Annotated in this window: 17 protein-coding genes; 3 read left to right on the top strand and 14 right to left on the bottom strand. The window is 70.4% G+C overall.

Going from position 1 to position 20,054, the window contains the following annotated elements; all coding sequences use genetic code 11:
* Nucleotide 1: 1 nt before the first annotated feature.
* The 5 genes from A4W93_RS23270 to ureE all read right to left on the bottom strand — a co-directional run bounded on the left by A4W93_RS23270 (nt 2) and on the right by ureE (nt 4,672).
* Nucleotides 2-1,111, bottom strand: coding sequence for a polysaccharide pyruvyl transferase family protein (locus A4W93_RS23270; protein ID WP_085752878.1), 1,110 nt, complete (start codon nt 1,109-1,111; stop codon nt 2-4).
* A 4-nt stretch (nt 1,112-1,115) separates the two neighbouring features.
* On the bottom strand, nt 1,116-2,513 hold the full coding sequence (locus tag A4W93_RS23265; protein WP_157131758.1) for a lipopolysaccharide biosynthesis protein: 1,398 nt from the start codon (nt 2,511-2,513) through the stop codon (nt 1,116-1,118).
* A gap of 173 nt (nt 2,514-2,686) precedes the next feature.
* Complete coding sequence (locus A4W93_RS23260) at nt 2,687-3,388, bottom strand: urease accessory protein UreF (protein WP_407081692.1); 702 nt, start codon at nt 3,386-3,388, stop codon at nt 2,687-2,689.
* A 58-nt stretch (nt 3,389-3,446) separates the two neighbouring features.
* Nucleotides 3,447-4,004, bottom strand: coding sequence for an acyltransferase (locus A4W93_RS30740; RefSeq protein WP_085752876.1), 558 nt, complete (start codon nt 4,002-4,004; stop codon nt 3,447-3,449).
* A complete protein-coding gene (gene ureE, locus A4W93_RS23250) occupies nt 4,004-4,672 on the bottom strand; it encodes an urease accessory protein UreE (protein WP_085752875.1) in 669 nt (222 codons plus the stop codon). Before ureE ends, A4W93_RS30740 begins: the two co-directional genes overlap by 1 nt.
* A gap of 203 nt (nt 4,673-4,875) precedes the next feature.
* Here ureE and A4W93_RS23245 point away from each other — a divergent pair, with 203 nt between their 5' ends.
* A complete protein-coding gene (locus A4W93_RS23245; protein ID WP_085752874.1) occupies nt 4,876-5,442 on the top strand; it encodes a hypothetical protein in 567 nt (188 codons plus the stop codon).
* A 36-nt stretch (nt 5,443-5,478) separates the two neighbouring features.
* Here A4W93_RS23245 and ureC read toward each other — a convergent pair whose 3' ends face one another.
* The 4 genes from ureC to ureA are packed head-to-tail and all read right to left on the bottom strand — an operon-like array spanning nt 5,479 to nt 8,447.
* Nucleotides 5,479-7,194 carry an urease subunit alpha gene (ureC, locus tag A4W93_RS23240; RefSeq protein WP_085752873.1) on the bottom strand — a complete coding sequence of 572 codons (1,716 nt, stop codon included), beginning with the start codon at nt 7,192-7,194 and terminating at the stop codon, nt 5,479-5,481.
* Between the two features lie 13 nt (nt 7,195-7,207).
* Nucleotides 7,208-7,513: an urease subunit beta gene (locus A4W93_RS23235; protein WP_085752872.1), complete on the bottom strand. Its 306-nt coding sequence runs from the start codon at nt 7,511-7,513 to the stop codon at nt 7,208-7,210.
* 9 nt (nt 7,514-7,522) lie between these two features.
* Nucleotides 7,523-8,116, bottom strand: coding sequence for a HupE/UreJ family protein (locus tag A4W93_RS23230; protein ID WP_085752871.1), 594 nt, complete (start codon nt 8,114-8,116; stop codon nt 7,523-7,525).
* Between the two features lie 28 nt (nt 8,117-8,144).
* Nucleotides 8,145-8,447: an urease subunit gamma gene (ureA, locus tag A4W93_RS23225; protein ID WP_085752870.1), complete on the bottom strand. Its 303-nt coding sequence runs from the start codon at nt 8,445-8,447 to the stop codon at nt 8,145-8,147.
* Nucleotides 8,448-8,506: 59 nt separating this feature from the next.
* Here ureA and A4W93_RS23220 point away from each other — a divergent pair, with 59 nt between their 5' ends.
* Together A4W93_RS23220 and A4W93_RS23215 are read left to right on the top strand one after the other, a co-directional pair.
* Nucleotides 8,507-11,968, top strand: coding sequence for an ATP-binding protein (locus tag A4W93_RS23220; RefSeq protein ID WP_099959969.1), 3,462 nt, complete (start codon nt 8,507-8,509; stop codon nt 11,966-11,968).
* Nucleotides 11,949-12,881 carry a response regulator transcription factor gene (locus tag A4W93_RS23215; RefSeq protein WP_085752869.1) on the top strand — a complete coding sequence of 311 codons (933 nt, stop codon included), beginning with the start codon at nt 11,949-11,951 and terminating at the stop codon, nt 12,879-12,881. The genes A4W93_RS23220 and A4W93_RS23215 overlap by 20 nt, the downstream gene beginning before the upstream one ends.
* 67 nt (nt 12,882-12,948) lie before the next feature.
* Here the strand turns inward: A4W93_RS23215 and A4W93_RS23210 are convergent, their stop codons facing one another.
* The 5 genes from A4W93_RS23210 to A4W93_RS23190 all read right to left on the bottom strand — a co-directional run bounded on the left by A4W93_RS23210 (nt 12,949) and on the right by A4W93_RS23190 (nt 20,037).
* Nucleotides 12,949-14,127, bottom strand: a complete 1,179-nt coding sequence (locus A4W93_RS23210; RefSeq protein ID WP_085752868.1) for an IS4 family transposase — start codon at nt 14,125-14,127, stop codon at nt 12,949-12,951.
* A 131-nt stretch (nt 14,128-14,258) separates the two neighbouring features.
* Nucleotides 14,259-16,094, bottom strand: coding sequence for a hypothetical protein (locus tag A4W93_RS23205; RefSeq protein ID WP_099959968.1), 1,836 nt, complete (start codon nt 16,092-16,094; stop codon nt 14,259-14,261).
* Between the two features lie 70 nt (nt 16,095-16,164).
* Nucleotides 16,165-18,123 carry an alkyl/aryl-sulfatase gene (locus tag A4W93_RS23200; protein WP_085752866.1) on the bottom strand — a complete coding sequence of 653 codons (1,959 nt, stop codon included), beginning with the start codon at nt 18,121-18,123 and terminating at the stop codon, nt 16,165-16,167.
* Nucleotides 18,124-18,148: 25 nt separating this feature from the next.
* Complete coding sequence (locus A4W93_RS23195; RefSeq protein ID WP_085752865.1) at nt 18,149-18,766, bottom strand: DUF599 domain-containing protein; 618 nt, start codon at nt 18,764-18,766, stop codon at nt 18,149-18,151.
* Entirely contained in the window at nt 18,763-20,037 is a 1,275-nt protein-coding gene (locus A4W93_RS23190; protein WP_085752864.1) for an MFS transporter, read from the bottom strand. Before A4W93_RS23190 ends, A4W93_RS23195 begins: the two co-directional genes overlap by 4 nt.
* Between the last annotated feature and the right edge of the window lie 17 nt (nt 20,038-20,054).

Genomic DNA, 20,054 nt, shown 5'->3' with positions numbered 1-20,054 from the left:
ATCAGGCGGTGAGGCGGGCCACCACCTCGGTGGCTCGCCGGCGCTGGAAGGCACGCAGTTCGTCGCAGGCCGCATCGATGTGCGCGGCGAGCGGCACGGCCTGCTGGCGCAGCCATTCGAAGCGCTCGACCAGCAGCTGCGGCGTCACCTGGTCGGTGGCCACGGCGAGGTCGGCGCGGGCGATGGATTCGAGGAAGTCGAGGCACTTCGGCTGGTAGCTCAGCGAGAGGTTCGGCACGCCGAGCGCGCAGGCGAGCACCGTGAAGTGCAGGCGCTGTCCCACCGCGAGGTGGCAGGCGCCGATCTGGTCGAGCGCACGGTTCACGTCGCCGTCGAAGGGCGCGCACGCGAAGCGCGGGTGGTTCACCTCGGCGACCATCTTCGCGCCGATCTCGGCGTCGATGTCGTGGAGCGAGATGAAGCGCACCTGCTGGCCCTCGTCGAGCGCGTGGCGCACGAGGGTCTTGAGCGCCTCGTACGGGCGGTCGATGCCACCCTCCGGCGGGTCGTGGCTGCCGAGGTTCACGCCGAGCACGCGGTCGTCGGTGGTGGCCGCGGGGCGGGGCCGCGTGAGGCACAGCGCCGGGTCGCCGAGGATCTCGGCCTTCTCGATGCCGTTGTCGTGCAGCCACTTGAGCGACCGCGGGCCGCGCACGCCCACGTAGTCGGCCTTCGCGAGCGCGGCCAGCCAGCGGGCGGAGTGGCCACGCTCGGAGGCGCCGGGGTGCTTGGCCCAGTAGTCGAGGTCGCCCACGCCGGTGCCGAACACGAAGGTGCGGCTGCCGCGGCGCTGCGAGCGCTCCAGGGGTTCGAGGTAGCTCACGTCGTTGATCAGCGTGCCGCCGCCGAGCACCACGAGCTTGTGCGGCTTGAACGACGACAGCAGCGACAGTGCCGACAGGTCGTAGAAGGGCGTGACGAGGCAGTTCGGGAACAGCGGGCTCTTGAACGCGGCGTACAGCGCCTCGTCGCCCACGTTGTTGTGCCCGAGCCAGCCGATGTAGCGCAGCAGCGGCTTGTTCGCGTCGAGGGCCGCCGCGTAGTCGTCGCGGCCGCGCAGGTAGCTGTAGAGGCGGTGTCCGCGGAGGTGGGACTTGATGCCGTAGCCCATGGTGTCAGTGTCCGATCAGCAGTTGCCAGGAGAGGGGAAGGATCACGAGCGCGCCGAGCAGCGTGGGCCACACCATCTTCAGTGCGACGAGCACGGGGTGCGGCAGGCCGAAGATGCGGCGCGCGGTGTAGGCGCGGATGGCGAAGCCGATGGGCATCGCGCAGAGCTTCGCGCCCACCACGCCCCACAGGCCGTACAGGGTGCCGCCCGCGAGCATCGCGGCCAGCACGAAGGTGTTCGCGCCCGCGGCGGTCACGGCGACGTACTTGGAGTGGCCCATCGCGTTCAGGATGTGGCCGCTCGGGGTGCTGGCCACGGCGTTGCTGATGGTCCACAGCAGCGGCAGCAGGATCGGCAGCACCTGCACGGCCACCGGCGCGCCCACCCAGAGGTCGAGGGCCAGGTGCGCGACGGGGGTGAAGGCCACGACGATGCCCGCGGACACGGCCGAGAACAGCAGCGTGTAGCGCATGAAGGCCTTCGCGAGCCAGGCGCGGTCGCTCAGGCGGCTCGCGGCCTCGGGCATCAGGAAGGCCGCGCCGGCGGTGAGCGCGGCGCTGAGCGCGTTGGCCGCGCTCAGCGCGACGGCGTAGATGCCGAGCGCCGACAGGCTCATGGCGCCCGCGACGATCAGGCGGTCGGCCTGCGTGCCGGCGTACGAGAAGATCGACTGGGCCCAGACCCAGCGGCTGAAGGCGAACATGTGCCGGCGGAAGTAGCGCAGGTTCGTGGTGACGTGCAGGCGGATCCGCGCGCGGCGCACCGCGATCGCGAGGGTGACGACGGCGGAGACGGCCGTCCATGCGCACAGGGCGATCAGCACCGCGCCCACGTCGTGGGTGACGATGGCGATGCCCGTGCAGACGAGGGGCAGCACCACGCGCTGGATGCTTTCGCACATCGCGAACACGCCGTAGTGCCGCAGACCGCGCAGGGTGTTCAGGCCGAGCCACGAGATCATCGACGACGCCACCGCCGCGGCCAGCAGCGCCGACAGCAGCAGCGGGTCCACCGTGCCCGCCACGGGGCCGGTGCCGTGCCATTCGACCCACGCCCAGGTGCCGCCCACCGCGAGGGCGGCCACGGCCACCGAGATCATCAGGATGACGGTGAAGCTCGACGCGACCACGTGCTCGAGCGCGCGGGGCAGGTGGTGGGCGCGGGCGACGAAGCGCAGCACCGTGGGGCCGATGCCGCCGTCGGTCAGCGAGCCCGCCGCGACCAGCGAGTTGAACAGCACGAGCAGCCCGAACTGTGCGGCGCCGAGGTGATGCAGCTGCAGCGGGATGGCGACCAGCTGCACCAGCTGGCCGAGCACGGTCCCGGCCGCGTTCGACGCGAAGGCCTTCCCGATCTTCCGGGCCTTGGCGGCGACGTTCGCGAACGCGGAGGGAAGGGGCACGGTGGGGGTCGACAAGGCAGTCCGCTGGCAAAAGGGCGTTGCTGCAATGCAGCGACCGTGCCAGCGGGTTCACCTGCCGTTTACCGGCTTCTGCGGGGGGGAAATCGGTCTGAAATCCCGGCGGCGGCCGGCCGCCGGCCTGGGTTTACCCGTACGTCTTACCGGTCGCCCCGTCAGGACCGGAACAGCCGCGAGTACTGCACCTCGTGCCGTGCCGACAGGATCGCCAGCATCGGCGTGAACGCCTGGCGTTCGCTGCCAGGCAGCGCGATGGCCGCATCGACCGCCCCGGGGATCGCGTCGACCAGGGCCGACAGCAGCCGCTGGCCGGCGACCTGGCCCAGCGGCACGGCCTTCAGGGCGGCCTGGACCATGTTCTCGGCCCAGCCGAACGTGAAGCTGACCATCGCGTCGCGCACGGGCGCGCCGGTGCGCGAGGCCGCGAGCGCGAAGGCCACCGGCCACGTGGGCGCCGGCGCCAGCGCGGTCAGCGCGGCCGCGTGGTCGTCGGCGTCCTCGTGGGTGAGCCACACGGCCAGCGACCGGCCCATCTGCTCGGTCTGCAGCCGCATCTCGTGGGTCTCCCGCGTGCGGGCCACCCAGTCGTTCAGCTCAGCGACCGTGTCGAGGTCGCCACGCCGCCAGGCGCCGAACGCCTTCGCGGCCACGGCAAGGTCGCAGCGGACCAGGGCGAGGTGCAACTGGTCGACGAGCCAGGCCGATGCCGTGGTGTCGTCGGTGACGAGCCCGGCCTCGACGGCGGCTTCCAGCCCTTCGGAGTAGCTGAACCCGCCCACCGGCAGGGCCGGTGAGGCGAGCCACATCAGCTTCAGCAGCGAGGGCGCGGGCAATGGTGCGGTGTCGCGATGCCTCACCGGGTAACCTCCGTGCTTCGCACTGCGGTGCGAGCCCCTTCGGACGGCCGGACGGGACTCATGGCCGCACCCAGTCGTCGGCGCACTCGAAGGTGCGGACCACCTTGGCGGGCGAGCCGGCCACCACCGAACGGGGCGGCACGCGGCCGCGCACGACGGCGCCCGCGGCGATCACCGCGTGGTCGCCGACCTCGGCGCCGGCCAGCACCATCGCGCGCGCACCGATCCACACGTTGCGGCCGATCGACACGGGGGCGACACGCGTCGGCAGGTCGGGACTCACCGGATGGAAGTCCGTGTCGTAGACCATCGCCCCGTCGCCGATCTTCGTGTGGGCCCCGACCGTGACGCGGCGGGCGGCCACGATGGTGACGGCGTCGTTGATGAACACGTCGTCGCCGATCGCCAGTTCGGCACCGGTTTCACAACGCAGGCGGGCCGGCGAACGGGTGCTGCGGAACACGACCCCGGGGCCGAACGACAGCGCGCCGTCGCCGCCCAGGTTGGGCAGGCCGCCGATCACGCCCGGGACGTGGGCGAACGACCGGCCCTGCAGCCGGAAGCGGGCGCGGCGAACCGCGCGGGCGATCCCGCGGAGCAGCGAACGCGCTCCCATCAGTGGGAATGCCCGTGGCCGTGGCCGTGGTCGTGATCGTGTCCGTGGTTGCAGCCCGGGCCGTGCACGTGCGGTGCCGGCGCGGCGTTCACCGGGATCGAGATGGCCTTGCGGGCCGGCGCCGGGGCGTGGGCATGGCCGTGGTCGTGCCCGTGATCATGTCCGTGGTCATGGGCGCCATGCCCGTGTCCATGGCCGTGGGACCCGTGCCCCCCGGCCGCGTACGCCCCGCCTTCCGGTTCGAACGGCGCGGTCTCCTCGGTGACGATCAGGTGCATCTGCCGCAGCATGTCCGCGAGGACATGGTCGGGTTCGAGGTGCAGGTGGTCCGGCGTCACTTCCAGCTGGATGTGGCGGTTGCCCAGGTGGTACGCGGCACGCACCAGGTCCACCGGGGCGCCGTGTTCGGGGCACGTGCGCACGACCAGCACCGGCTGCGGCGTGGCGTTCACCTTCACGAGGGTACCGTCCTCGGCCACCAGCACGTCGCCGCCGCGCACCACGGTGCCACGGGGCAGGAACACGCCCAGCGTGCGGCCGTCGGAGTCGGTCGCGTCGAAGCGGCTTTTCTGGCGCGTGTCCCAGTCGAGGGAGACGGTGGGCGCGCGGTTCACGAGGGCCTTGGCCAGGCCCTGGCCGCGGGAGATGAGCTTGTTGACGGTCAGCATGGTGGAGCGGATGGGGTTGGATCCAGGCGTGAGTGTGACATCGCCGGCGTGTGTCCGTCCCGTGACGGCGGGTTCACCGGACTTTGCCCGCGGGACACGCCCCCGACGCACGGTCCGTGCCAAATGCCACGACGCCCCGCCGGCCCCGATGCCGGCGGGGGTTTTGAGGTTTAATCTCGGTACAACATTCAGGGGACTCCACCATGACCTTCCGCCGCCCGCTCGCCGTGCTTCTCGCCGCCGCGCTCACGGCCTGCCTCGGTTCCGTCGACATCGGCGGCACGCTGAGCGGCCTGCCCTCGGGGTCCTCGGTCACGCTGCAGAACAACGGCACCGACAACCTGACGCTCACCGCCGACGGTTCGTTCACGTTCGCCGATGCCATCGGCGACGGCGAGTCCTACTCGGTCACGGTGCTGACCCAGCCGGTGGGGGCCACCTGCACGGTCACCAGCGGTTCGGGCACGGTGTCGGAGTCCTCGTCGACCAGCATCACCTCGGTGGTGGTCACCTGCACGGCCACTTCGTCCATCTCCGGCACGGTGACCGGCCTGGCCAGCGGCCTGAACCTCACGCTGCTGAACAATGGCACCACCGAGCTGATCGTGCCGAAGGACGGCGCCTGGTCGTTCGCGGGCACGGTGGCGTCGGGCACCACCTACAACGTCACGGTCAAGGCCCAGCCGATCGGGCAGACCTGCACGGTGACCAAGGGCACCGGCACCTACACGTCCGGCACGGCCACGGCCATCCAGGTCACCTGCGTCTGAGTTCCGGCCGGGGCCGCGTGAGCGGCCCCTTCGCGGTCAGAACAGGAAGTAGCGCTGCGCCATCGGCAGTTCGGTGGCTGGCTCGCACGTGAGCAGCACGCCGTCGGCCCGCACCTCGTAGGTCTGCGGGTCCACCTCGATGTTCGGGGTGAAGCCGTTGTGGACCATGTCGGCCTTGCTGATCTTGCGCGTGTTGCGCACCGGCTCCACGCGGCGCTTCAACCCCAGCTTTTCCGGCACACCCAGGTCCACCGACGCCTGCGACACGAACGTGAGGCAGGTGTTGTCCATGGCCGAGCCGTAGGCGCCGAACATGGGCCGGTAGTGCACGGGCTGCGGCGTGGGGATGGACGCGTTCGGATCGCCCATCGCGGCGGCCGCGATCATGCCGCCCTTGAGGATCAGCGACGGCTTCACGCCGAACAGCGCGGGCTTCCACACCACGAGGTCGGCGAACTTGCCCACCTCCACCGACCCCACGATGTGGGCGATGCCCTGCGTCACGGCCGGGTTGATCGTGTACTTCGCCACGTAGCGCTTCACGCGGAAGTTGTCGTGTCGAGCGTTGTCCTCCGACAGGCTGCCGCGCTGCGCCTTCATCTTGTGGGCGGTCTGCCACGTGCGGATGATGACCTCGCCCACGCGGCCCATGGCCTGGCTGTCGGACGACATCATCGAGAACACGCCCATGTCGTGCAGGATGTCCTCGGCCGCGATGGTCTCGCGGCGGATGCGGCTCTCGGCGAAGGCCAGGTCTTCCGCGATGGCCGGGTCGAGGTGGTGGCACACCATCAGCATGTCGAGGTGCTCGTCCACCGTGTTGACGGTGTACGGCATCGTCGGGTTCGTGGACGACGGCAGCACGTTCGACAGGCCGGCCGCGCGGATGATGTCCGGCGCGTGCCCGCCGCCCGCACCTTCGGTGTGGAAGGTGGCGATGGTGCGGCCCTTGAACGCGTCGATGGTGCTCTCCAGGAAGCCCGATTCGTTCAGCGTGTCGGTGTGGATGGTGACCTGCACGTCGTGCTTGTCCGCGACGGTCAGGCACGTGTCGATGGCCGACGGCGTGGTGCCCCAGTCCTCGTGCAGCTTCAGGCCGTAGGCGCCGGCCTCGATCTGCTCCTCGAGCGGGCGCGTCTGGCTCGCGTTGCCCTTGCCCTGGAAGCCGAGGTTCATCGGGAAGCTCTCGGCGGCCTTGAGCATCGAGTGGATGTGCCACGGGCCCGGCGTGCAGGTGGTGGCGAAGGTGCCGGTGGCCGGCCCGGTGCCGCCGCCCAGCATCGTGGTGACGCCGCTCATCAGCGCCTCCTCGATCTGCTGCGGGCAGATGTAGTGGATGTGCGAGTCGATGCCGCCGGCCGTGACGATGTTGCCTTCGCCCGCGATGATCTCGGTGCCCGGGCCGATCACGATGTCCACACCCGGCTGCACGTCGGGGTTGCCCGCCTTGCCGATGCCGGTGATCAGGCCGTTCTTCAGGCCGATGTCGGCCTTCACGATGCCCCAGTGGTCGATGATCAGCGCGTTCGTGATCACGGTGTCGGCCACCTCGGCCGCGAGCCGCTGGCTCTGGCCCATGCCGTCCCGGATGGTCTTGCCGCCGCCGAACTTCACTTCCTCGCCGTAGCTGCCGGCGAGCAGGGTGTAGTCCTTCTCGACCTCCACGATCAGCCCGGTGTCGGCCAGCCGCAGCCGGTCACCGGTGGTGGGGCCGAACATCTCGGCATACGCGCGTCGGTTGATGGTTGCCATGGGTCGTCAGTAATCAGAGCGGGCCTTGGACGGCCGCGCGGAAGCCGAACACGCGGCGGTCGCCGGCGAAGTCCACGAGTTCGACCGTGCGCTGCTGGCCCGGCTCGAAGCGCACCGCGGTGCCCGAGGCGATGTTCAGCCGCATGCCGCGCGCGGCGTCGCGGTCGAACACCAGCGCCGGGTTGGTCTCGGCGAAGTGGTAGTGCGAACCGACCTGCACGGGGCGGTCGCCGGAGTTCTCGATGACGAGGGTGAGCGTGCGCCGGCCCGTGTTGATCGGGTGGTCCGGGCCGTCGGTGAGCAGTTCGCCGGGGATCATGGCAGCGCCTCAGGCGAGGGGGGCGAGCAGCGCGATGCCGAACACGGCGACCGCGGCACCGGCGACGCGGGGCAGCCAGCGGTTCGCGTTTTTCAGCGCGAGGCCCAGGCCGATGCCGGCGCCGTGCAGCAGCGCGGTGGCGAGCACCATGCCGGCGAGCGCGGCGGCGGCACCGGGACCTGCGAGTTCGTTGCCGTGGGCCGCGCCGTGGAACAGCGCGAAGACGGCGGCCAGCGCGGCGCCGGCCGCGGCGGGCAGTTGCCGGCCGGTGGCGACCAGCAGGCCCAGCACGAGCAGCGACGCGGCGATCATCGGTTCGACCGCCGGCAGCTGGAGGCCGGCCAGGCCCAGCAGCGCGCCGACCAGCAGCGTGCCGGCGAACGCGGCCGGTGCCAGCCAGACGCGGCGGGTGGTCATCGCGCTCCAGACGCCCAGGGCCACCATGGCCGCGAGGTGGTCGAGCCCGGTGAACGGGTGGGTGAAGCCGGCGACGAAGGCCGAGGTGCCGTGGTCATGCGGGGCGCCGCCGGTGTGGGCGGCGGCCAGCAGCGGGGCGGCGCAGGCGGCGAGGGCCACGAGCCGGGCGGTGGAGGGGCGGGTCATGGGGAGCTCCTGGGGAAAGAGGGTCGGATCAGGCGATCGGCTGGTGCACGGTCACCAGTTTGGTGCCGTCGGGGAAGGTGGCTTCCACCTGGATGTCGGGGATCATTTCGGGCACCCCGTCCATCACGTCGGCGCGGGTGAGCACGGTCTTGCCCTCGCTCATCAGCGCGGCCACGGTCTTGCCGTCGCGGGCGCCTTCCATGATGGTGGCCGTGATCAGCGCCACGGCCTCGGGGTAGTTGAGCTTCAGGCCGCGGGCCTTGCGGCGCTCGGCGAGCAGCGACGCGGTGAAGATCAGGAGCTTGTCCTTCTCGCGCGGGGTGAGTTCCATGGGGATGGGGGGCTGGGTTCGGTGGCCGGTATCTTAAGGCGGGACGGGATAATGCGAGCATGAAGCGTTCCACCATGCCCCCGCTCGGCCCGGCCGTGCTGCCGTCCACCGACGAGGCGGCGGGAGATGCCGTCCAGCGGGTCGTCAAGGTGCGGCGCGACTACAACGAGTGGGTCGCCCGCGAAACCATGGAAGACTACGCGCTGCGCTTCACGCCGCGCAGCTTCCGCAAGTGGTCGGAGCTGCGGGTGGCCAACACCGCGTTCGGCGCCGCGTCGTTCCTCGTGCTGGAGGCCGTGGGCGCCACGCTGCTCGTCGAGTACGGCTTCGTCAACGCGTTCTGGGCCATCCTCGCCACCGGCCTGATCATCTTCCTGGCCGGCCTGCCCATCAGCGTGTACGCCGCCCGCTACGGCCTCGACATGGACCTGCTGACCCGCGGCGCCGGCTTCGGCTACATCGGGTCCACCATCACGTCGCTGATCTATGCGACGTTCACGTTCATCTTCTTCGCGCTCGAGGCGGCCATCATGGCCTACGCGCTCGAGCTCGCGTTCGACATCCCGCCCGCGTGGGGCTACCTGATCTGCGCGCTGGTGGTGATCCCGCTCGTGACCCACGGTGTCACCGCCATCAGCCGGCTGCAGGTGTGGACCCAGCCGCTGTGGCTGGTGCTGCTGGTGGTCCCGTACGTCTACGTGTTCCGCAACAACCCGGACGTGCTCAAGGGCCTCGTGAACTACGGCGGCGACGGCGGACAGGGCTCGCAGTTCAACGTGTACCTCTTCGGCGCGGCGATGACCGTGGGCATCGCCCTCATCACGCAGATGGGCGAGCAGGCCGACTACCTGCGCTTCATGCCGGAGCGCACCGCGGCCAACCGCAAGCGGTGGTGGCTCGGCGTGTTCGTGGGCGGCCCGGGCTGGGTGGTGCTGGGCGTGCTGAAGATGCTGGGCGGCGCGCTGCTCGCGTACCTCGCCATCAGCCACATGGTGCCCGCCGACCGCGCGGTCGACCCGAACCAGATGTACCTCGCCGCGTACGAGTACGTGTTCCCGTACACGGGCTGGGCCATCGCGGCCACCGCCCTGTTCGTCGTGGTGTCGCAGCTGAAGATCAACGTGACGAACGCGTACGCCGGGTCGCTGGCCTGGTCCAACTTCTTCGCGCGGCTCACGCACAGCCACCCGGGGCGCGTGGTGTGGGTGGTGTTCAACACGCTGATCGCGCTGATGCTGATGGAACTCGACGTGTTCCGCGCCATCGGCGGCGTGCTGGGCCTGTACGCCAACGTCGCCATCTCGTGGATCATGGCCGTGGTGGCCGACCTCGTGATCAACAAGCCGCTGGGCCTGTCGCCGAAGGGCATCGAGTTCAAGCGGGCCCACCTGTTCGACGTGAACCCGGTGGGCGTGGGCGCGATGGGCGCGGCGTCGGTGCTGTCGGTGGCGGCCCACCTCGGTTTCTTCGGGCCGCTGGCGCAGGCGTTCTCGGCGCTCATCGCGCTCGTCACCGCGTTCGTCACCGCGCCGCTGATCGCGTGGGCCACGCGCGGCCGTTACTACATCGCCCGTGCCCCGCAGCCCCGGGGCCTGTTCACCGGGCTGCGCCAGTGTGTGGTGTGCGAGCGCGAGTACGAGGTCGACGACCTCGCCCACTGCCCCGCGTACCTGGGCCAGATCTGTTCGCTGTGCTGTTCGCTCGACGCGCGATGCAACGACCTGTGCAAGCCCGACGCCCGCCTGTCGGCGCAGTGGACCCGCCTGCTGCACGCGGTGCTGCCGCGTCGCACGTGGCCGTTCCTCGAGACCGGCCTCGGCCACTACCTGTTGCTGATGGCGGTGGTGGTGCCGGTGCTCGCGGGCCTGTTCGGGCTGTTGTACCAGCAGGAACTGCGGGCGTTGGGCGAGCAGGCCGCATCGCTCGCGCCGTCGCTGCGCATCGGGTTCGTCAAGGCCTTCGCGGCGCTGCTGCTCGTGAGCGGCATCGTGGCGTGGTGGCTGGTGCTGACGCACAAGAGCCGGCAGGTGGCACAGGAGGAATCGAACCGGCAGACGCAGGCGGCGCACGAGCAGACGCTGGCGCTGCGCCGCGAGATCGACTCGCACCGCCGCACCGACGAGCAGCTGCAGCAGGCCAAGCGGCAGGCCGAACTCGCGAACCAGGCGAAGAGCCGGTACATCACCACGGTGAGCCACGAGCTGCGCACGCCGCTCAACAGCATCCTCGGCTACGCCCAGCTGCTGGAGCAGGACGCGGCCATCCCGGCCAACCGTAAGCAGGCCGTCAGCGTGATCCGCCGCGGTGGCGACCACCTGCTGTCGCTGATCGAGGGCACGCTCGACATCGCCCGCATCGAGGGCGGCAAGCTGAGGCTCGAATCGAAGCCCATGCGGTTCCGCGACGGCGTGCAGCAGATCGTGCGGCTCTTCGAGCTGCAGGCGGCCGACAAGGGCATCGCGTTCAGCCACGACATCGCCGACACGCTGCCCGAGGTGGTGCGCTGCGACGAGAAGCGCCTGCGCCAGATCCTGATCAACGTGCTCGGCAACGCCGTCAAGTTCACCCACACCGGGCGGGTGACGTTCCGCGTGCGCTACGTGCGCGAGATGGCGGTGTTCGAGGTCGAGGACACGGGCCCCGGCATTCCGGCCGACCAGCTGGAGCACATCTTCGAGCCGTTCGCGCGCGGCACCGAGACCACGGGCAGCGGCACGGGACTCGGCCTCACGATCAGCAAGATGCTGACCGACCTGATGGGGGGCGAGATGTCGGTGTCGAGCACCGTGGGCGAGGGCACGCTGTTCCGCATCCGCCTGTTCCTGCCCGGTGCACGCGGCGTGGCCGTGGCGCAGGAGGTGACCCGGGCGGCCCGTGTGGGCTACCGCGGCCCGCGCCGGCGCATCCTCGTCGTCGACAACGAGGAGGTCGACCGCGCGCTGCTCGCGAGCGTGCTGGAGCCCCTCGGCTTCGAGCTGCTGCAGGCCGCCTCGGGCCACCAGTGCCTGGAGATCGTTTCCGCCTTCCGGCCCGACGCGGTGCTGATGGACCTGGCCATGCCCGGCATCGACGGCTGGGCCACCATCCGCGCGATGCGGGCCCAGCGCCTCACCGACGCGCCGGTGGCCATCGTGTCCGGCAACGCCTTCGACAAGGAACTCGACAACGACGTGGGCGTGCGGCCGGAGGACTTCGTGCTCAAGCCCGTGCGCGTGAACGAGCTGCTCGACTGGCTGGGCGCGCGCCTGGGCCTCGACTGGATCGAGTCCGCCACCGAACAGCCGGCGCCGGCCGTGATGCCGCACTGGGTGCTGCCGTCGCTCGCCCAGCTGCAGGGCTTGCAGGAACTGGTCGCGCTGGGCTACCTGCGCGGCATCCAGCGCAAGCTCGACGAGATCGAAGGCGAAAATGCCGCCCACGGCAGTTTCGTCGCACACCTGCGCGGCCTCGCCCGCAACTTCCAGCTCGACGCCCTGACCGCCATCCTGACGAAGTCGATCCATGACCGGCAAGCTTCCTGACCGCAGCACCTCCGACCTCGTGCTGGTCGTCGACGACATGCCCGACAACCTGTCGGTGCTGCACGACGCGCTGGACGAGGCCGGCTACACCGTGCTCGTGGCCACCAACGGCGAACAGGCGCTGCAGCGCGCCGCGCAGGCCCTGCCCGACATCGTGCTGCTCGACGCGATGATGCCGGGCATGGACGGCTTCGAGGTGGCGCGCCGGCTGAAGGCGCATTCGGAGACGGCCCACATCCCGGTCATCTTCATGACGGGCCTCACCGAAACCGAACACGTGGTGGCCGCCTACGGCGCGGGTGGGGTCGACTACGTCACCAAACCCATCCGGCCGATGGAGGTGCTGGCCCGCATGACGGTGCACCTGCAGAGTGCCCGCCAGGCACGCCAGGCCCGCAACGCGCTCGACGCGTTCGGGCACGCGACCATGGCCATCCATGCGGACGACGCGCTGACGGTGGGCAAGGCGGTGTGGCAGACCCCGCTCGCGCGCGACCTGATGCTGCGCTACTTCGAGGCCCCGGTGGGGCAGGTGCCGCCGGAGGTGCTGGAGTGGCTGCGTTCGCAGACCGCCGGCGAACCGCGGCCGCTGACGGTGGCGCACGACGAACGCCAGCTCGTGCTGTCGCTGCAGCAGCGCACCGCGGACGACGACTGGCTGGTGGTGATGCGCGAGGTCTCCGACGCGGCCGTCGTGCAGTCGCTGCAGCAGACCTTCAAGCTGACGATGAAGGAGGCCGAGGTGCTGTACTGGGTGGCCAAGGGCAAGACCAACCGGGACATCGGCGACATCCTCGGCAGCAGCCCGGCCACGGTGAAGAAGCACCTCGAGCACGTGTTCGAGAAGCTCGGGGTGGAGACGCGCAATGCGGCGGCGTCGCTGGCGATCTCGAAGGTGAGGTTGCTGGCCTGAGGGCGGTCGGCCCCGGCCACCAGCATGTCATCCCGGAGAACGCCCATTGCTGTCCGGGGAACTTGTATCAAGCGAAGGCCAGATCCATCTGGCCCGCCTTGAAGGCTCGTAGCTCGGTTCGTCGTCGTCGGCTCTCGGTGGTTTTCTCGCGCCGCCCGACTCGCTCGAACAGTGTTGCTGTCAACTCGTTCAACCGCGTTCGCAAGCTGCTCTCGCCCTGCTTTCCTGCCTGCTCCAGCACCAGGAGCAGGTAGGTGATCAGTGCCGTCATCACCTGGATCCGAACAGCATTCTCTGTTCGCGCGCAGAACTTCTTGATGTTCAGGTTCTGCTTGATCCACTTGAAGAACAGTTCCACCGCCCAGCGCTCCTTGTAGAGCGCTGCGATCTCTGCGGCGGGTGCGTTCAGATCGTTGCTGGCGAACACCAGCGGCGTGTCGCCGGGCCGGTGCACTTCGATCCGACGCAGCGGTTCGACGTAGCGGTTGTATCGGCCACCGCCGGGCCTGCGGTTGGTCAATCGAACAACTTGATCCTTGAGGATGACGCCCTCGTCTGCCTCTACGATCTCCCGCTCCGCCACCACTTCCAACTTCACGTTCATCTTGAACCGGGTCACGAACCGCGCGCCCTCAGCGTCGATGTCGTGCCACCAATTGAAGTCGTAGTACCCCTTGTCGAAGACGTAGGTGGCGTCCCGCTCGATCGGTACGGGCAGCGCCGCCGTCAGATCGTTGACGTTGGTGGCCGTCATGCTCTGCCACCAGGGCGTTGCACTCCCGTGCTCGTACACCATGTGCAGCTTCAGGCCCTGCGTGGAGCGCACCTTCGTCGGAGCCGCCCACTCGTCGAAGCCGCGTCCCTTCAGGCTCACCGTCGTCGAGTCGATCAGGAATAGCAGGTCGCTGTACTCCCTGCGCACCTTCGGCTTGAGCATGTTCATCAACGCTCGAGCCGTGTCGCCGAACACTCGCCAGTCACGGCGCTTGTTGGCGTCGCCCAGCGTCGAGTGCGTCAGGCGTCCCGCGCCCAAGTGGTAGTGGTGGTTGCTCTGAGCGTTGAAGCCGGTCGCGATGTCCCGCAGCGAACTCGACTTGGACACCTGGGCATAGACCATCGCCACCAAGTGCCCCCAGCTGTCGAAGCTCTTGCAGTACCGATCAGCGTTGTATCTCTCGACTGCCTTGTCGAACGCCCCGCGTGGGAGCAGCTTCAGGAACTGGTGGAACCGGCTTATGCTTTGCATGTTGCGGGGGTTTGTTGATCGAGTTGGCGCTCTGGGATTTATCCCAAATCACCAACCCTCGCAACAACTTACCGCTCAGCACTCAAACTTTCCCCGGACAGCAATGGGAGAACGCCGGGACCCACTGCGGCTCACCCGAGCCGTGCCGCCCAGGCCTCCGCGTTCTTGCGCACGGCCGCGCGGGTGTCCGTGCGCGCCGCCTCGAGCCGTCGCGCCAGGTCCGGATGCCCGGCCAATGCGTCCTGCGCCTCCTTCGCCCGGGCCTTCCCGCTGCCGAGCGCCACCTCGAACAGGGCCGCCAGCAACGGCTCGGGTGGTGCCGGCATCGAGGCGATCGCCCGGTACAGCACACCCCGCTCCCCGGCCCGCGCGTCCATGTCGCGGATCACCTCGTGCATGTGGGCCCGAAGGTAGGGCCAGACCACTTCGCCCGGCCAATCCGCCTCGGTGCTGGCAGCGTACCAAGGCCAGGAATTGAGCGATTCTCCCGGGACTCTGGCGGATTCGACGATCGACCGCAGGCCGCGCAGCGTGGGTTCACCCGTGCCGCGCCGCAGCGCGGTGAACACGTCCCAGACGGGCCGCAGCAGGCTGTCGTCGTCCGCGAGCACGTCGAAGAACCACAGCATGCGCAGCGCGGCGCCCGGCGACAGGTCGCCGGCCTCGGCCAGCGCGGCGATCTGCGGGCCGACGAGGTTCCAGGCGGTGAAGCGGTCGATGCCGGCCTGCGGGCCCGTCCGCCAGTCGCGGTTGCGAAGGCAGTGGTGCAGCGCATCCATCGTCCGCCTGTCCGGCTGGGCCAGGAGATTCAGCGCGACGTCATGGCCGTCCTCCTCGAACTCCTCCTGGGATTCACGCGCATCGTCGTTGTGGGCCTCGATGTCCCGTTGCACGAGCGACCAGAAGCGGGCGAGGGCCTCGTCGGTGGGAGCGTCCGAACGAAAGGGCACCGTCGCGGGTTCGACCGGTAGGGGCGCGGGTGCGATCACTTCACCGAAACCCGCAGCCCGCCACTCCGCGCGGAGGTCCTCGGCAGCCTGGCTCGGTTGCGCGTGCGCCGTCTGCCACGTGAACGTCCACAGGTCGGCCCATCCGTGCTCCTGGGCGATCGATCCCAGCAGGCGCAAGGCGAGGCCCCGCCCGGTGGACTTGCCGCTGGCAGCGAGCACCCGCAGTGCAGGCACCGCAGTGTCGAGGCTGCGGCGGACCAGGTCCTCCGCCTTGCTGCGCACGCGGCGTTGTTTCGCGACGGCCATCTGCGCGATCTCGGTCGCGACCCGCGAGAGGGTCGTGTCGTGGGCCGTGTCCAGCAGCCGCAGCACGTGCAGGCGAACGTCCTCGTCGGCCGGGGACAGCGAGGGGCGCACCGTCTCGAGGTGCCGGTCCAGGTGGTCCGCGTATCCCGGCATGTGTTTCACCAGGCGCTGGCGGAAGCGGGCGAAATCGAGGTCGTCGTCTTCTCCGACCGGTGGCGTCAGGGCGGCCACGAGCAGGGCCGAAGGCGCCAGGTCGTCGGCGGCGAGCAAGGCTTCGAAGGTGGCGGCCGGCACCTTGTCCGCTGTCGCGGACCCGATGTGGCCGAGGACGGTGCCGCCAGCCGAGTACGTCAGCAGCGCTTCGGGCCAATGGCGACCGTCCGGGAACACCATGTGGAACGACGACGCGTGGGGTGCCAGCGCGGCCGCGAGCAGCTTCGCCCACCGCAGGAGCACGGCCACCGGCAGCTGGTCGGCGTGCTGGTACAGCGTGGGGTCGTGGCGCCGGTCGAAGCCCTCCAGCCTCAGGGCCTCGAAGAGCGCCGGGTCCACCGGGACGTCCGCCGGCTCGCCGGTGGCGAGGTGGGCCAGCAGGGCGGTCGCGCGGTCGGCACCGAGCGGTGCGAGTTGGGCGGCGACCCGTTCGAAGAACAAGGCCGTGGCCTCGTTGGCTTGCGGGTGCGGGAGGTCCTGGGGCGGGGTCGGTCGCATGGGGGCGAAGCATAGCCGCCCCCACACCAACACCATCATCCCGGCGTCCGCCGGGGTGACCCTGTCGCTGTCAGCGCGTCACGATCGGGAAGTTCCCCGGCGTCTTGTCCAGCAGCCCGAACAGCTTCGCGAGTGCCAAGGGGTTGCCGTCGATGCGCGCATCTTTCGACGCCACCAGTTCACCGGCCGTCGCGCGCCCCGTCGCCAGCCGCAGGAACAGGTCGTGGGTCAGCGTGAGCGTCGCATCCGCACGCCCCTCGACCGGCTTGGGCCGGTGGTGCAGCACGGCGTTCTCGATCCACAGCCCATGCGTCTGGCCGAGGTCGGAGAAGCGCAGGTCGACGCGCAGGTCCACCCCATCGGCGCGCGGTCCGTTCAGTCGGGCTGACATGGCATCGAGGAACGTGTCGATCGGGATCTGGCGCAGCAGGTCGACCGGCACACCGCGGGCGAGGGCGGGCGGCGGCGGGCCTTCGCGCAGTTCCTTCGCTCCGCTCAGGTAGAAGTTGCGCCATGGAGCCGACTCGGCCACGTAGCCCAGCTGCTCGAAGGCCTTGGCCTGCAGCTCCCGGGCGCCGGTGTTCGTCGCATCGGTCAGCACCACGTGCTTCAGCAACTCGGCCGCCCAGCGGTAGTCGCCCGCGTCGAAGGCCTTCTGCGCGGCGGCCACCGCGGCGTCGGCGCCGCCCGCGAGCGCCACGTACTTCTTCGCCGCATCCACCGGCGGCAGCGGGTCGAGGTTGGCCGGGTTGGCGTCGAACCAGCCCATGTAGTGCTGGTAGATGGCGCGGGTGTTGTGCCGCACGGTGCCGTAGTAGCCGCGCGAGCTCCACACCGTCTCCAGCGACTTCGGCAGCACCATCGCCTCGGCGATCTCGGGGCCGGTCAGGCCCGCGTTGATCATCCGCACGGTCTGGTCGTGCAGGTAGCGGTACGTGTCGCGCTGGGTCTTCAGGAAGGCGATCACGTCGTCGTGACCCCACACGGGCCAGCCGTGCTGCAGGAACATCACGTCGCTGTCGCCGGCGTAGCCGAGCGCCTCGTCGATGTACTTCGCCCACGCGAGCGAGTCGCGCACCTTGGCGCCGCGCAGGGTGTAGAGGTTGTGCAGGGTCTGCGACACGAGTTCCGCCGCACCGAACGCACGCAGGTCCGGCAGCGTGAAGGTCATCTCGGCCGGGGCTTCCGTGCCGGGCGCGTTGTGGAACACGAACTTCACGCCGTCGAGGGTCATCGCCTGGTGCGGCTGGTCCACCACCACGGTGGGTGGCAGGATGCCCACGCGACCGGCGGCCACGGCCTTGCCGAGGCCCGTGTCCACCGCGCCGTCGGCGCGCCGCGGCAGCAGGGCGCCGTACATGTAGCCGGCGCGGCGCGACATCGCGGTGCCGACCAGCAGGTTCTCGCTCGTGGCCTCGTCCATGAAACCGACCGGGGCCACCACCGGCACCTTGCGGGCCGCAGCGTCCTCGGCGGTCAGCACGCCCAGCACACCGCCGAAGTGGTCCACGTGGCTGTGGGTGTAGACGACGGCGCTGACCGGGCGGTCGCCCAGGTGCTGGCGCGCGAACGCGAGCGCGGCCGCGGCCGTCTCGCGGGTGGTGAGCGGGTCGACGACGATCCAGCCGGTGCGGCCCTGGATCAGCGTGACGTTCGCGAGGTCGAAGCCGCGCAGCTGCCACACGCCCTCGGTCACCTTGAACAGGCCCGCCTCGTTGTTGAGCTTCGCCTGGCGCCACAGGCTCGGGTTGACGGTGGCGGGCGCTTCGCCCTGCACGAAGGCGAAGCCGTCGTAGTCCCACACCACGCGGCCGGTCTCGTCGCGCACCTGGCCCGTCGGCTTCGCGACCAGGCCGCGGCGGGCGGCCTCGAAGGATCGGGGGGCGGCGAGGTCGAGGGCGGACGCCGCGGCCGCCTGGCGCGCGGCGGTGGTGGCGGTCACGCCGCCGGCCGCCATCGGGGCGGCGGGGGTGTTGGCACAGCCAGCGAGGACGAGGGCGAGGGCGGCGGCGAGGGGCAGTCGGGCCATGGGGGCGTTTCCTGAAGACATGGGGTCAATGCGGCGCGGGCAGGCGGTCCAGGGAGAGGCACAGGCCCACCGCGAGGGCGGTGGCGACCACGAGCGGGACCGGTCCGGCGAGCCACGCGGCCACCGGCACGGCCAGCAGCAGCGCGCGCATGCCGAGGGTGTAGCAGATGCCGGCGCGGTTCAACTGGGCGGAGACGTTCTCCGCGGTGCGTGGCCCGGTGGCGTCGACGGCGTTCAGCCCGACCCCGAACAGCACGTGGTTCAGGTGGCGCACGGTGAGGGCGAACGCGACGAAGGCGAGGGCGAGCGCGCCGAGCAGGAGCAGGACCTTCGGTCCCCAGGGCACGCCGCCGGCCGGGTGCCACGCCCGCGCGAGGCCTTCTGCCTGGGCCGACAGCGTCACCGTGCCGATCGCCAGCAGCAGCGCCGACGAGGCCTTGAAGCTCGCGGCCATCACGTAGTTGCGCAGGCTCTGCACCGCCATCACCGCCTGGCTGCGTTCGGCCATCACGCCGCGCACCCACAGCAGGCGGGTGTGGCGGTGGTGCCGGTGGGCCGCGGAGCCGGGACCGAACACCAGGTGGAGCAGGTAGGCCGCCACGACCGCGCCACACAGCGCGGCGGCCAGCAACTCGCGCGTCATGCCGGCGCGCGTTCCAGCGCGGCGGGGGCCAGCCGCGCGCTGGAGCGCTGCGGGTTCATCGTCGCGATCCCGATCAGGCCCCCCGCCACGAGCAGCAACCCGCCGACGAAAAAGCCCTGCTCGTAGCCGTGGGCCGCGACCCCGCCGGACCGCTGGATCAGCCAGCCCATGACCACCGGCGCGGCCAGGCCGCCCAGGGACGCGACCGCGTTGCCGATGGCCAGGATGCCTCCCCGCTGGGCGCGCGGCACGATCTCCCCGAGGATGGCGGGGCCGATCGAGTTCATCGTCAGCATCAGGCCGCCGGCCACCGCGAGGGTGAAGAACTTCTCGAGGTTCGACATCGGGATCCACTGCAGCGCGCAATTCAGCAGGCCCGACGCGATCAGCGCGAGGCCGACGAACGCACCCCGCGCATGCCGCGACGCCATGCCGCGCGCCATCAGCACCTGCGAGAACCAGGCGAGGCCCAGGCTCACCGGCGCCGTGACGAGGATGAACAGCGCGAACATCCGGCCGGCCTGGATCGGTTCGAAACCGAGGCCGGTCTGGAAGTAGCGGTTCAGCCACGTCAGCGAGGCCGCCAGCACCCAGTGCGCGACGAAGTGCGCGGCGAAATTGCCCAGCACGGTGGGGTCCGTCAGCAGCCGCGCGTACGGCACGCGCGGCTCGGCCTGCGTGGTGGCCGGCGTCTCCACCTGCCCCTCGGCGCCGAACGCGAACCACGCGAGGCACCACAGCGCGCCCAGTGCCGTCAGCAGGTAGAAGTTGGCGCGCCAGCCCCAGTGCGCGGTGACCACCGGGATCACGAGCCCGGCGATCAGCAGCCCGGCGGAGCTGCCCTGGTGCAGCAGCGCGACCGGCAGGCTGCGCCGGTCGTTCGGGAACCACTTGTAGAGCGCGTGGGTGGCGACCGGCGACGCGGGACCTTCCATCAGGCCCAGCAGCGCGCGGCACACCACGAAGGCCAGGAACGAGCCCGAGAGCGCGAGCGGCAGCTGGATCAGCGCCCACGCGAGCGCCATCACCAGCAGCACGCGGCGCGCCGGCACTCGGTTGGAGATGAAGCCGCCCACCACCGCCCCGAGGGCGAAGAGCCAGTAGAAGCTGCCGCCCAGCAGGCCGAACTCGGTGGGCGTGAGGTCGAGCTCCTGCATCATCGGCACCGCGACGAGGCCGATCACGACCTTGTCGAGGAAGTTGGTGGTCATCATCAGCGCGAGGAGGCTGGCGATGGTCCAGGCGCGGGCGGGCTGGTAGGACGTGCTCATGGGGTGCTCCGGCGCCG

This window comes from Piscinibacter gummiphilus, assembly GCF_002116905.1.
Classification (GTDB): domain Bacteria; phylum Pseudomonadota; class Gammaproteobacteria; order Burkholderiales; family Burkholderiaceae_C; genus Rhizobacter; species Rhizobacter gummiphilus.
Note: the sequence above shows the minus strand (reverse complement) of the source record. Positions and strands in the feature narration are given on the sequence as shown.

Coding starts and splice junctions, on each gene's coding strand:
- A4W93_RS23205 (WP_099959968.1), bottom strand. CDS start 16,094: ATGCGACCGACCCCGCCCCAGGACCTCCCGCACCCGCAAGCCAACGAG.
- A4W93_RS23210 (WP_085752868.1), bottom strand. CDS start 14,127: ATGCAAAGCATAAGCCGGTTCCACCAGTTCCTGAAGCTGCTCCCACGC.
- A4W93_RS23220 (WP_099959969.1), top strand. CDS start 8,507: ATGAAGCGTTCCACCATGCCCCCGCTCGGCCCGGCCGTGCTGCCGTCC.
- A4W93_RS23270 (WP_085752878.1), bottom strand. CDS start 1,111: ATGGGCTACGGCATCAAGTCCCACCTCCGCGGACACCGCCTCTACAGC.
- A4W93_RS23195 (WP_085752865.1), bottom strand. CDS start 18,766: ATGACGCGCGAGTTGCTGGCCGCCGCGCTGTGTGGCGCGGTCGTGGCG.
- A4W93_RS30740 (WP_085752876.1), bottom strand. CDS start 4,004: ATGGGAGCGCGTTCGCTGCTCCGCGGGATCGCCCGCGCGGTTCGCCGC.
- ureA (WP_085752870.1), bottom strand. CDS start 8,447: ATGGAACTCACCCCGCGCGAGAAGGACAAGCTCCTGATCTTCACCGCG.
- A4W93_RS23200 (WP_085752866.1), bottom strand. CDS start 18,123: ATGGCCCGACTGCCCCTCGCCGCCGCCCTCGCCCTCGTCCTCGCTGGC.
- ureC (WP_085752873.1), bottom strand. CDS start 7,194: ATGGCAACCATCAACCGACGCGCGTATGCCGAGATGTTCGGCCCCACC.
- A4W93_RS23190 (WP_085752864.1), bottom strand. CDS start 20,037: ATGAGCACGTCCTACCAGCCCGCCCGCGCCTGGACCATCGCCAGCCTC.
- A4W93_RS23245 (WP_085752874.1), top strand. CDS start 4,876: ATGACCTTCCGCCGCCCGCTCGCCGTGCTTCTCGCCGCCGCGCTCACG.
- A4W93_RS23230 (WP_085752871.1), bottom strand. CDS start 8,116: ATGACCCGCCCCTCCACCGCCCGGCTCGTGGCCCTCGCCGCCTGCGCC.
- ureE (WP_085752875.1), bottom strand. CDS start 4,672: ATGCTGACCGTCAACAAGCTCATCTCCCGCGGCCAGGGCCTGGCCAAG.
- A4W93_RS23215 (WP_085752869.1), top strand. CDS start 11,949: ATGACCGGCAAGCTTCCTGACCGCAGCACCTCCGACCTCGTGCTGGTC.
- A4W93_RS23235 (WP_085752872.1), bottom strand. CDS start 7,513: ATGATCCCCGGCGAACTGCTCACCGACGGCCCGGACCACCCGATCAAC.